This is a genomic window from Gammaproteobacteria bacterium (assembly GCA_029862005.1).
Taxonomy (GTDB): domain Bacteria; phylum Pseudomonadota; class Gammaproteobacteria.
Genome location: JAOTYD010000034.1, coordinates 1 through 12372 on the forward strand (window position 1 = coordinate 1; position 12372 = coordinate 12372).

Annotated in this window: 13 protein-coding genes; 3 read left to right on the forward strand and 10 right to left on the reverse strand. The window is 55.5% G+C overall.

The window, feature by feature from the left end:
- From OES20_15910 to OES20_15925, 4 genes are all read right to left on the reverse strand, one after another.
- The coding region (locus tag OES20_15910; GenBank protein MDH3636184.1) for an ABC transporter substrate-binding protein at positions 1–1624 on the reverse strand (1624 nt) is incomplete at its 3' end.
- A gap of 278 nt (positions 1625–1902) precedes the next feature.
- The gene (gene glcF / locus OES20_15915; GenBank protein MDH3636185.1) at positions 1903–3117 is read right to left on the reverse strand and encodes a glycolate oxidase subunit GlcF; all 1215 of its coding nucleotides are present in this window, start codon (positions 3115–3117) and stop codon (positions 1903–1905) included.
- 2 nt (positions 3118–3119) lie between these two features.
- Positions 3120–4187, reverse strand: coding sequence for a glycolate oxidase subunit GlcE (glcE, locus tag OES20_15920; protein MDH3636186.1), 1068 nt, complete (start codon positions 4185–4187; stop codon positions 3120–3122).
- Complete coding sequence (locus OES20_15925) at positions 4187–5650, reverse strand: FAD-binding protein (GenBank protein ID MDH3636187.1); 1464 nt, start codon at positions 5648–5650, stop codon at positions 4187–4189. The genes glcE and OES20_15925 overlap by 1 nt, the downstream gene beginning before the upstream one ends.
- Before the next feature lie 48 nt (positions 5651–5698).
- Between OES20_15925 and OES20_15930 the strand changes: the two genes are divergently transcribed.
- Positions 5699–6553, forward strand: a complete 855-nt coding sequence (locus tag OES20_15930) for a D-amino-acid transaminase (GenBank protein MDH3636188.1) — start codon at positions 5699–5701, stop codon at positions 6551–6553.
- On the opposite strand, the gene OES20_15935 is transcribed toward OES20_15930, so the two are convergent.
- The 6 genes from OES20_15935 to OES20_15960 all read right to left on the reverse strand — a co-directional run bounded on the left by OES20_15935 (position 6529) and on the right by OES20_15960 (position 10483).
- Positions 6529–6756 (reverse strand): ATP-binding protein, encoded by a 228-nt coding sequence (locus OES20_15935; GenBank protein ID MDH3636189.1) that lies wholly within the window; start codon positions 6754–6756, stop codon positions 6529–6531. The two genes, OES20_15930 and OES20_15935, sit on opposite strands and share 25 nt — an antisense overlap.
- Positions 6740–7768, reverse strand: coding sequence for an Ldh family oxidoreductase (locus OES20_15940; protein MDH3636190.1), 1029 nt, complete (start codon positions 7766–7768; stop codon positions 6740–6742). The genes OES20_15935 and OES20_15940 overlap by 17 nt, the downstream gene beginning before the upstream one ends.
- Positions 7769–7874: 106 nt before the next feature.
- The gene (locus OES20_15945) at positions 7875–8621 is read right to left on the reverse strand and encodes an aldolase/citrate lyase family protein (protein ID MDH3636191.1); all 747 of its coding nucleotides are present in this window, start codon (positions 8619–8621) and stop codon (positions 7875–7877) included.
- Positions 8622–8655: 34 nt separating this feature from the next.
- Positions 8656–9135 carry a DUF2214 family protein gene (locus OES20_15950; GenBank protein MDH3636192.1) on the reverse strand — a complete coding sequence of 160 codons (480 nt, stop codon included), beginning with the start codon at positions 9133–9135 and terminating at the stop codon, positions 8656–8658.
- Complete coding sequence (gene pdxH, locus OES20_15955; protein MDH3636193.1) at positions 9108–9755, reverse strand: pyridoxamine 5'-phosphate oxidase; 648 nt, start codon at positions 9753–9755, stop codon at positions 9108–9110. The genes OES20_15950 and pdxH overlap by 28 nt, the downstream gene beginning before the upstream one ends.
- Positions 9755–10483, reverse strand: coding sequence for a dienelactone hydrolase family protein (locus OES20_15960; GenBank protein MDH3636194.1), 729 nt, complete (start codon positions 10481–10483; stop codon positions 9755–9757). Before OES20_15960 ends, pdxH begins: the two co-directional genes overlap by 1 nt.
- 66 nt (positions 10484–10549) lie before the next feature.
- On the opposite strand from OES20_15960, the gene OES20_15965 reads away from it, so the two are divergent.
- The gene (locus tag OES20_15965) at positions 10550–11212 is read left to right on the forward strand and encodes a VOC family protein (protein ID MDH3636195.1); all 663 of its coding nucleotides are present in this window, start codon (positions 10550–10552) and stop codon (positions 11210–11212) included.
- A gap of 554 nt (positions 11213–11766) precedes the next feature.
- Positions 11767–12255, forward strand: a complete 489-nt coding sequence (locus OES20_15970) for a putative zinc-binding protein (GenBank protein ID MDH3636196.1) — start codon at positions 11767–11769, stop codon at positions 12253–12255.
- The last annotated feature ends 117 nt before the right edge of the window (positions 12256–12372 follow it).

Below are 12372 nucleotides of genomic sequence, written 5' to 3' on the forward strand. Positions count from 1 at the left end.
CTTCCTTGACCGTGCTCTGAATACCGACCGCACCCCAGTGCTGACCGACCAGTTCCATTAGCGCGGCGGCAACGCCCTGCACCGAGAACTGCAGGTTGATGACTAGCTTGTCGCCATTGGGCAGCTCGCGGAAACCGTCGCCATCACGATCCTTCAGACCGATCTCATCCAGCAACTTGTTGGCCAGTTTCGGATCATGCTGTGCGTAGTACTGCTTCCATTTATCGTCAACGAACGGGGGTGAATCGGTGAAACCAACATATTGCTTGCCTTCACCCATGCCGAAAAACGCGGCCTCGTTAATTTCGTTACGATTGATCGCGACCGACAATGCCTGGCGGAAGCGCAAATCGGCGAACACCTTGCGCTTCTCCAGGTCCTCGTGGGTCATGTTGATGCCGAGTGTTGTCATCGTGACTTCGGGACGCAGGTGAACGGTGTAGTTGCCCTTCTCCTGGTTTTCCAGCAACAGCGGCGCAGTTGACAACTGTAGCGATTGCGCCTTGAAGTCGGCCTCGGCGTTAACCAGCTTAAGCAAACGTACCTCGTCCTCGTTGACAAAAATCTCGTCCTGCTCGCTGACGTAAGGCAACTGGTTACCGGCGGTATCGACCTGGAAGAAATACGGGTTTGCCACCAGGTGACGGCCCTCGGTGGACTCCGAAATCAGGATATGTGATTCAAGTGTCGGCATGGTATCGGCCGGCAGGTTGGCCGCCTTGTCGGGGCTGCGCAGCATCGGGGTCGGCGTGTCGGTCCAGTCCGAGTTGCCGTAGTAATTCGACAATACCTCGAGACCGTTTTCGAATCCGGCGGCTTTCGCCATCTTGTCGGCATCAGGATTCAGCTCCGGATCCCACTTACCGAGGAAGTGCTTGGGCTGAAAACCCTGCGCGTAAGAGTTGGCGAAATGCACCAGCAGGCCCGGTTTCGGTGCTGGCAGGTTGAAACGAACGGTTTGCGGATCGATTACGTCGACCGTCATCGGCTTGTCGGCAACCAGCACGTAGTTTTTCGGCTTTTCGAATACATTGGGATTCAACGAAAGATTTTCATACCAGTATTCGACATCTTCCGCGGTGAACGGATGGCCGTCGGACCACTTGTGACCCTTGCGCAGGAAGAAGGTTAACTGGGTGTAATCATCATTCCATTCCCAGCCCTTGGCGACATTCGGAACGATAGTCTGCAGGTCATCGGAATAACGCACCAGGTTGACGTGACGAACCGCGAGGAAGTCGGAGGTACCGGCCTCGGTTGCATTCGACAACATGTCAAAGACTCCGCCATATTTACCGATGCTGTCATAGGGCGCAACTACCAGCGGCTCTTCCGGGATGCGCTGCTCCAGCGGCGGTAAATCGGGATTACCGCGGATGCGCTTGTTCAATTTTGCAATGTCGGGATTGGCTTTAAATGACAGCTTGCACTTGGCCAGTGATTCGAACTCGGCAAGGTCATACTGTTGCGGGTATTTTCCCGCGGGGACTCCTTTTGGATCGGCTACAGTTGCCGCCGGACAGTCCATGGCAAAAGCCTGGGAACCGAGTCCAAGCTGTAATACCGAGAGCGCAAATCCTGCGCACACGGCCAGCCCTAATTTTTTAGAGTTAAAACGTTTCATTACTGATGTCCTCAGGATATATTCGGTTGTTGTCATAACGCTACTTTTCTTGTTTTCGTCTGCCGCACATCTTAGATCGTGGTGCAGCCGAACTAAGGTATACCGAGTGCGCGCAAGTTGCAAGTAGCGCTCGCGCTATTCTCAGGCCCGTTAAGCACACTCCGCGACACAAAAAATAACCAGCCAAAAGCAGAGTTGGCAATCATGACGGCGTTATGTACCAAATCTATGGCACCAGTGCGTTTTATATAACCGATGCCGATTTGTCAATTGCCGAATTAATGAGCGGTTTGGAGCAACTCTATCCAGTGCACAACGGGTATTTTATTGCTCTGGGCAAGGTGCAACTGACAGCCGATGTTTGCCGTCGCGATCACATCGGGCTGATTAACCGACAATGCCCTGATCTTGTTGGTACGCAATTGCTCGGCCATGGTGGGCTGCAGCATCGAGTAAGTCCCTGCCGAGCCGCAGCACAGGTGCGCCTCCTCGACCTCGCAGATTTCATAGCCTGCCTTTGCCAGCAAGGCTTCGACCCGGTGGTTGATTCCAAGGCCGTGCTGCATGGTACAGGGCGTATGAACCGCGACACGTTTTGCGGGCAAAATGCCCGCCTGGAATTGCTCGACTTCGGCTCCGACCAGTTCGATAAGGTCACAATATAGCGAACTGACTGTTTTGGCTTTATTCGCGTAGTCGGGATCGTTCGCGAGCAGGCGTCCATAATCCTTGACGCTGACCCCACAACCGGTAGCCGTCACTACGACTGCCTCGACCCCTGCTTCAATATGCGGCCACCAGCTATCAATCAGCTTTTTAACCTGCCCCATGGCGTATTTGGGCTCCGAGGTATGTAACGCCGCGGCGCCACAGCACAGGTTACCCGGCACTTCGATGACCTCTATCTCGAATCGATTGAGCAGATTGCTGGCGCAGGCATTGGTATTCGGCGCCAACGCGGGTTGCACGCAACCTGCCAGCATCAGTACCTTGCGTGCATGCGCTGTATTGATCCGCTCAACCGGCACCTGCCGCATCGGCACTGACTCTTTCAGGGTGGATGGCAGCATCCATGCGAACGCCTGTCCCATGCGAATCGACAGCGCGAACAGCCAACCGGAGTTAATGAATCGAACGATACCCCAGCGCCGGGCGCGATCCCACCAGGGGCGTGGCAGCTCTTGCTCGATCGATTCTTTCCCGATTTCGAGCAGGTGACTGTACTGGACCCCCGACGGACAGGTGGTTTCGCAGGCACGACAGGTCAGGCAGCGATCGAGGTGCTTCAGCATTTGTGCGTTGGCGGGCTCACCCTCGAAGAACTGCTTCATCTGGTAAATTCGGCCGCGCGGGCCATCGAGTTCGTCGCCTCGTATCTGGTAGGTCGGGCAGGTCGCGTTGCAAAAGCCGCAGTGCACGCACTTGCGCAAAATCGTGTCGATTGCCTCGGCATGAGGACTCTGTTGAATTTTTGGCGCGAGGTTGGTTTGCATATTTAGAGGCCCGGGTAAATCCTGCCCGGATTAAAGATTCCGGCTGGATCAAAACTGGACTTGAGGTTGCGCTGCAGTTTCAGCATCGCCGGGGATAGTGGATGGAATACCGGCACGTCGATGCCATGCCCTCGAAATGCACAGACGCTGCCGCTCATACCCCCCGCTTCATTGCGCAACGATGAAATATCAACCTCACCTCGTAGCCAGCGCTGTGCACCGCCCCATTCGATTAACTGCGTCGCCTCGCCCAGCCAGTCGAGACTCGCCGGCGGCAACGAAATCCGGGTTAACGGTTGCTCTACATCGAAGAAATCCAGGGTTTGCTCTTTCAACTCGCTCCAGCTGAAATCTGCCGCATCTCCACCAAGCTGGCCCACTGCCTGCTGCACCCCTTGCGCACTACCCGACAAACGCAACAGGCTACGCCCGGCAACCCACGAAGAGGCCGAAATCGGGAAAGGTTGCGAGCCGAGCTCATTAATCCACCGGATATGTTGGTCGGCGCTACCATGCTCATAGGCAAGCGTCAATTCAGTTTCATAAATCGGAATGACCCGGATTGAAACCTCCAGGATGACGCCCAGTGTGCCGAGCGAGCCGACCATCAATCGCGATACATCGAAACCCGCGACGTTCTTGATGACGCGCCCGCCGAAATGATTGATTTCGCCATGACCATCGAGAATCTTAACGCCGAGCACAAAATCCCGAATACCGCCGGCGAAAGCCCGACGAGGGCCGGCCAGGCCGCTCGCAACCATGCCGCCGATGGTCGCATCCCGACCATAGCAAGGCGGCTCGAAGCCAAACATTTGCCGGTGCTCGGCCAGCAGCGCCTCGACGTCGCGCAGCTTGCAACCGGCGCGCAGCGTGATGACCAGCTCGGCGGGATCGTAGTCGATTATCCCGCTATGACCCGAGATGTCGACCGGCAGGGCCTCGAAAGACTCGCCATAGAAGCGTTTACTGCCGCCACCGATAATTTCAATTTCGCCGCCGGTAGCGGCGACTGCTACGATTTGGCTCGTGAGTTCCGCTTCGATATCGACATCGGCGATCGAGCTCATTAAAAGCGGTCCAGTTCTGGAAACGGCAGTTTACCCTTGTGTACATGCATTGCGTTGAATTCGGCACAACGTGCCAGCGTCGGAATGGCTTTTCCCGGATTCAGAATCTTGAGTGGATCGAAACACTCACGAATCGCGTGGAACTGTTCGCGCTCGGTTTCGCTGAACTGCACGCACATCTCACCGAGTTTTTCGACGCCGACTCCGTGTTCTCCGGTAATCGTGCCGCCATGATGAATACAAAGTTGCAGAATCTTGCTGCCGAGCTCCTCGGTTTTTTCGAGCTCGCCTTCATTATTACCATCGTACAGGATAAGCGGGTGCAGGTTGCCATCGCCCGCATGGAAAACGTTGGCCACCGCCAAACCATATTCTTCCGACAGCTGGCGCACCCCCGCCAGAACCGCCGACAGTGCCTTGCGTGGAATAGTGCCATCGATACAGTAGTAATCCGGGGAGATTCGACCGACAGCCGGAAATGCCGCCTTGCGCCCGGACCAGAACAGCAGGCGCTCGGCTTCATCCCGGGCGAGACGGGTTTCGGTCGCACCGCCCTGTTTAAGCACGTTTTCGACCAGTTCGATTTGAGACAGCACTTCTTCCTCGGTGCCATCGAGCTCGCAAATCAGTATCGCTTCCGCTTCGATCGGATAGCCCGCATGCACAAAGTCTTCCGCGGCCCGAATGGCCGGGTTATCCATCATTTCAATCCCGGCTGGAATAATGCCTTCGGCGATAATGGCTGCAACGCTATCGCCCGCCTTTTCGACCGAGTCGAATACGCCCATGACGACGCGCGCACAGCGCGGAATGGGCAACAGCTTGACCGTGACTTCAACCACGATGCCGAGCATACCCTCGGAGCCCACCAGCAACGGCAAAAGGTCATAGCCGTCGACCTGCAGCGAGCGTTGATCGATTTCGAATATGTCGCCCTCGGCACTGACGACCTTGAGCGCGAGAATATTGTGCAGTGTCAGGCCATATTTCAGACAGTGAACGCCACCCGCATTTTCGGCGACATTCCCGCCGATGGAACAGGCTATCTGCGACGATGGGTCCGGCGCATAGTAAAGACCCTGTGACTTAACCGCTTCGGAAATCGCCAGGTTCGGCACCCCGGGCTCAACCACGGCGAGGCGCGATAACGGATCGATCCTGAGTATTCGATTCATTTTGGCCAGGCTGAGCACGACACCTTCGGCATGCGGCAGCGCACCGCCGGACAAGCTGGTTCCGGCCCCGCGGCTGACCACCGGCAAACGTTGCGCATGGCAAACCCGCATCACCTGCTGAACCTGCTCGATGTTCTCAGGCAGCAGCACCAGCAGCGGTTGCTGCCGATAGGCGCTTAATCCATCGCATTCATAAGCGTTTAGCGAGGTCGGTTGATCGATCACGTTCTCGAGGGCAAGAAACTCCCTGAATTTGGTGGCAAGTTTTTCTCGGTGAGTCTGTGACATGCGAGGTATGCTAGCATTTTGGCTTATTTTTGAAAGGCATTACGACGAATGACCCGCATTGTTTACCTGAATGGCGATTACTTACCTGCGAACGAGGCCAGGATTTCGATTTTCGATCGCGCGGTCACATTCGCGGATGCGATCTACGAGGTCGCCGGCGTACTCGACGGCAAACTGATCGATTTTGAACACCACATGCAGCGTTATTTCAACTCGCTGGCGAAGCTTGACATCGAGTCACCGCTTGATCAGCAGCAAATCCTGGACGCGTTTCGTCAACTGGTCGAACTCAATCAAGTCGACGAGGGCCTGGTCTACATGCAGGTGACCCGCGGCGTCGCCGAACGCGACTTCGTCTGGCCCGAAGATATCAAGCCGAACCTGTTCATGTTTACCCAGCCAAAGGCATCCATCGAAAACGAGGCCGCCGAGACCGGGATTAACCTGGCGAGTACACCCGACATACGCTGGGCACGACGCGATATCAAGTCGGTGAACCTGCTGGCGCAGGTGCTGGCCAAGAAAGCGGCGCATGATGCCGGTGCTTACGAGGCCCTGATGATCGATACTGACGGCTACGTGACTGAATGTGGCAGCACCAGTTTTTATATCGTCAAGGACGACCTGATCCTGACGCGGCCGCTGAGCAACGATATCCTGCCGGGAGTAACGCGTCGTGCCGTGGTCGCGCTGTGCAATACCCACGGGCTCAGACTGGTGGAGAGCAAGTTTACGCTTGACGAGGCAAAAAATGCCGACGAAGCCCTGATCAGCGGTGCGTCTACTTATGTCTTGCCAGTGGTTAAAATCGACGACCAGGCAATCGGCAACGGCATCCCCGGTGAGTTGAGTCTTCGCCTGCGCGAAATTTATATCGACTATGCGCGCGCCTCGCTGGTTTGAAATCGAACCCTGACACTAAGCCCACCCAGGTCAGATTCGCCCATTTCAATCTGCGCTGCATGAATCTGGGCAATCGACTTGACAATGGAAAGGCCGAGACCAGCGCCTGGCGCATTGGTATCACCGGCGCGATAAAACCGTCCCAGCACTTTTTCATGCTCGTTTGAATCGAGGCCGACTAGGGGCTTAGCCGGAGGCAGCAAAATTCTCTAGTTTCTCAAGCAGTTCAATGGGGACAGTAACGCCATCGGTTTCGACCCGCAACCTGGTCTCGTGACGGCGCGCGCCCGGCAAACGCACACCCGGTTCCTGCGCCAGTGCGGTCAGCATGGTTTCGAGTCGTGTGGAGTAGGCCTTATCTCCTCCCGGGGCAAATGCACCCGGCGAGATCGCGATAAAAAACTGGCCTACCTTGGGTTCACCGCCGGTGTTGTCCTTGAACACCGGTGCCTGGAACGAGCAGTGTGGACCACTTAACACGCCCGCGAGCAGATCGACCAGCAGGCCGAGCAACATACCCTTGTAGCCACCGGCGGGTGCCAGCGCACCCCCGTTGATCACGGCGGCAGCATCGGTGGTATCGTTGCCATCCTTGTCGTAACCCCAGCCAACCGGGATCGATCGGCCTTCGGCTGCGGCTTTCTTGATCGTTACCAGTGCGACCTGGCTGGTGGCCATATCGGCAATGACAGGAACATTGCCATTACGCGGAATCGCAAATGCCATCGGGTTGGTGCCGAAGAACGGTCGCGCACCGGGGGCCGGGGCCACCGCCGACGGCGAATTCGCGAAGCCGATCCCGATTAAACCGGCGCCCGCCATGCGTTGCACGAACCAGCCCACGACACCTGCAGAGTAGGAATCGACGATCGACAGCGCGGCAATTCCCTGGGACCTGGCTAGTGCATAAAAATCGGTTTCACTGTCGACGAAAGCTGCGTGCGCAAAACCGCTATCGGCGTGCGCGCGCAATGCAGATGGGGTTATCTGCGCATGCGAGGGCTGTGCATCACGATTGATTTTGCCGACCTGCAAATGTCCGCAGTATAGCGGTAGGTATCCAAGCCCGACGGTGCGGATGCCATCGCACTCTGCATCCACTACCGATTGCACCGCGATATCCAGCTGCTGCCCGTGGGCGCCGCAGCCCGCGAGCGCCCGTCGAGCCAGGTCATCAACCTCGGCCAGGGTCAACACTTTACTTTGTTCGGTCATGTCCTGTTCCTCCATTGTCATTCCCGCGTAGGCGGCGGTCCGGCGGTCCGGAATATTGTCATCGAGACACCCCTGCAAGATCCTGGTACGGGGCAGCGATAATGCTTTAAGGCGTTAGTTTCTGTAAAACGTCCTGCGAACCCTGCGTCACAAAACCCGCATCCACGCCGGCACAAATAAGCCTGTAGCCCTGGTCAATATAGGGTTGAACACTCTCCGCGGTCACGCCGAAATAGCCCAGTGCAACGTCATTCTGCTGGCAAACCCGGGTGACTTTATCGATCGCCCTGACGACTTCGGGATGATCGATCTCGCCCATTTTATTCATGCTGGCAGAGAGATCATAAGGGCCGACGAAGACCGCGTCGATACCGTCGACTTGTGCAATTTCTTCGATATTGTCGACCGCTTCGATGTGTTCAGCCTGGACGATCACCGCGAGGTGCTCGTTTGCCGATTCCACGTAACTGGCAAAATCCAGCCCGTATCCCTGGGCGCGCGCCAGCCCGACGCCGCGCCCACCCTGCGGTGGATACTTGCACCACTCAACAATGCGCCGGGCCTCATCGGCGCTATTGACCTGCGGCGCGATAATGCCATCGGCACCGATATCGAGAACCTTCTTAATCTCGCTCTCGGTCCTGGCGGCCACCCTGATAATACCGGCGCTGCGTCCCGCAACCGCCTGCAGCATGCGCTGCCAGTCAAGCGTTGATAACGGGCTGTGCTCACCATCCATGAACAGCCAGTCAAATCCACATTTGGTCACCATTTCCGCGATCTCGGGCGCCGGTATCGTCAACATCGTACCGAGTAGTAATTCATTATTTCGTAGGCGTTGGGTAAAGTTCATATTCTGGAATCAGGTCAGTCTGGTATATCCGGGATTAAACACCAATGCTCTTCGCCATCAACGAAGCGCACAGCAGTATCCCGCCGATTAGCACTAGTTCCCAGTGGATAGCACTTTTCAGGCGTTTTACGGTCGCGCTCTTCAAATCAGGTACAATACCTTGGCTAAGTTCACTATTCCAGCGCACATACTGAATCGTCGGGTAGAGCGAAATGAGCGCGGTAACAATGAACAGCCCGAGTTTAATCTGGAAAAACGTGTTGGCGAAATAATAGTCGCTGCCCTTTTCAAAATAGAACACGCGCAGAAACCCGAACACCAGTAACAGCGTGGCAGCAATCCCGACGACCCGGTCCGCACGCTGTATCCTTCTCGCGGTCTTGACGCTCAGCGATTCGGTAATCAGCGCAAGTTCAATTACCAGGGCTGCAGCCAGCGCAAAAAATGCCAGGAAGTGACCGAACGCGATGAGCGCGGCCGCAATCACTACGGCGAAATCCGATTCATCGCCCAACCGCCCTCGACCGGGGTATAGACGATGCGATCATGGAGGCGATTATCCTGCCCCTGCCAGAATTCAAAATACTCGGGTACCAGGCGATAGCCAAGCCAGGTCTCCGGGCGCGGCACATCACCGTCGGGATAGGCCGCACGCAGACGCAATACTTCATCCTCCAGGTGACTGCGACTCTCTACATCTGCCGACTGGTGAGACGCCGCGGCACTAAAGCGACTGCCTTCCGGCCGCATCAGGAAATATTTTTCTGCATCAACGACCGGCAGCATTTCTACCTTGCCGTGAACGCGTACCTGGCGACTGAAATCGCGCCAGTGAAACAACAGCGCGGCCTGGGGATTCGCTTCGATCTCCTGACCCTTCTGGCTGCGCGCATCGCTGTACCAGCAGAATCCTTCGTCATCAACGTGCTTGAGCAGGACTATCCGGGCGGATGGTCTGCCACCTGAGTCCGCAGTGGCCAGCGTCATCGCGGTAGCATCGAGCAGTTCCAGATCACGCGCACGCTGTAACCAGCGCCCGAACTGCACAATTGGATCCGGATCCATGTCCTTCCTGTAGATTCCATGCGCTTCGTAATCACGGCGCACATCACTCAGGTCGATTTCGATCGCCATTAAAATACCTTGCTGAACAGGGCCTGCAGTGCTTCCCAGGATTTTTCGTCGGCAGATTGCTGGTAACCCAGGTCGATACCATATTTTTTTGCGTTTACGTCCGCTTCCGGATTACTGAAACCGTGTTTTGCTTCCGCCAGCAGCAAGACTTCATAGTCTGCTTTCGCCGCCTCCATTTCCTGTTTAAAGCCCTCCAGGTCTTCCATGGTTACCATCGAATCGGCGGCTCCGTGGCACACGAGGATTCGTGGCTTGATGCTGCCGGGCTCGGCGGTGTGAAAAGATCCCAATGCACCGTGGAAACTTGCCACGGCCAATAACGGCAGGCCGATTCGTGCCATGTGCAGTACCATCGCGCCACCAAAGCAGTAACCGATTGCCGCGGTACGCCCGGGATCAACTCCCGGCTGACTCAGCAATACATCGTAGCCTGCCTTGAGTGCGGCGGTGCCGGTTTCCATGTCGTTTAGGACCCCGGTCATCAACGCACCAGCCTGATCGGTGTCCTGCGCAACGGCCCCGCCACCATACATGTCGATCGCGAGCGCGACGTATCCAAGCTCCGCGAGCATGTGCGCACGGCGCACGATGTAATCGTTCAAACCCCACCATTCGTGCACGATGATGATGGCGGGTCGAGCGTCTGCAATTTCATCGTCATAGGCCAGGTAGCCCTGGTGCAGTGCATCTCCAACCGCGTACTCGATTCGATTCGTTAAAATATTCATGGGTCAGGCTCGCTTTGAATTCAGAAATTGAAATTCTAACGCGTAAAACTATTAACCGGTAGCATTGTGATCTACCATATCGGCATGAATCATCTTGACCACATCGTTATCGCCGCGACCACTCTGAAGCAGGGCGTCGACCATGTTAAGTCAGCGCTTGGAGTTGGAATTCCAAAGGGCGGGATTCACCAGACCATGGCGACCCATAATCACTTGATGCAGCTAGGCAACGATGCTTATCTTGAAATCATCGCGATCGATCCCGACGCGACTGCTCCGTCCCATCCACGCTGGTTCGGACTCGATTCGACCCGGGTGCGCGAGGCGATCCGGCAGCAACCGCAACTTTTGACCTGGGTTATGAACACGACCGACTTACAACAGCTGGTTGAAAATGCAGGCTTCGACCTGGGCACGCCGACCGCTCTGAGTCGAGATAATCTCGAATGGGAAATTGCATTACCCGGCGATGGTCGACTCCTTGCTGACGGCATGCTGCCCTATTGCATTCAATGGCATAGCAGCCCGCACCCATCGGAGGATATGGCCGATCTGGATTGCTTACTGCAATCGCTGACGATTTTTCACAACCGCCCCCGCTGGATGGAAGAAAGACTGGATGCAATCGACGCCAGCCACCTGGTGCATGTCGAAGCCATTCCCGACACTGAAACGCCTTACCTGTCGGCCACCATCGATACGCCCAAGGGTACGATAACGCTTACCTAGTTGCCGAGAACGACAACTAAAATCTGGTGAAATTCTTTTCAAAAACCAGACGCTGAGTTCATTTTTTCGAGATTCCGCTAACGACCCATTTGAGACGCACGACTGATCTGCTCCCCGTCGCGCGCGGGGCACCCTATATTTAAGGGATACGGTCAAATTACCCTGTTAAATGCATCAGATGGTCGCAACCGAATAGGTAATGGCAGACAGGTATAACATCATGAAACGTGCAGGATGCAGCGAAAAACAAAACCGCGAAACCCAGTGAGTAAATAATTGCCCTGTAGTGCTGGTCTATCCAAGTATTGATTGCATACATGCTTCTTCGCCTCCCACAGCTTTTGGCATCTCTGTTTTTTAAATAATAAAAAAACCGTTTAATTGTCTGATTAATATCGCTCCATACTGTTGATGCGAATCAAGACTGATTCCGAATTTAATGATTCTGCCGACGCCTCACCTGTTCTTCTGCCCCGTGATTGATACCGGTCAACAATTAACCTCAAGTTTTGTGTTGGAATTAAATATATGAATCGAATATGGGGGATTTAGTTATGGTCGCTTCCACACCGGATTTCTCGCTTAAAGTAGAAGGCATCAAAGGAGCCTGTCCCGCGGGTGAAGCGTATGCAGAACAGAATATCGCGGATCAAAAGATCCCGGTTTTTTCCTGTGAAGGGCCCTGTATTCGAGGCGAAATCGCGCGCCTCGCGGCCAATATCGTGGCCCAAAAAGTGCCGTCCTTGGCACGCTGTTGTCACGCGGAAACCTTTCTGGTGCCGTACTCGTCGATGGCGCGCTGGGCCAAGGGTGCCGAACGCGCCGTTATGATCGATGGTTGTTTTCTCAAGTGCCACGGGCGGGTATTGAAGAATCTGCTCGATGAAGGGCGAATGATTCATATCGATGCGTTACCGCTATACAAGAAATATACGGACGTTTTCCTGTATACCGACATTCCACAGGCGGAGCGCGAAGCGGTGGCGGCGGAAGTGGCCGATAAAATCATTACCCTGCTCGAAACCGAGACCGGAATCCATTGAACCGGAACAGATGCCGGAGCCTCTGGTGAATCGCCGGCTTTTTAGCCAGGGAGGTTTCCCCCGAAATAATAACAATCATCGGGCCATTAGCCGTATTTCACCGGACGGACCCCATGA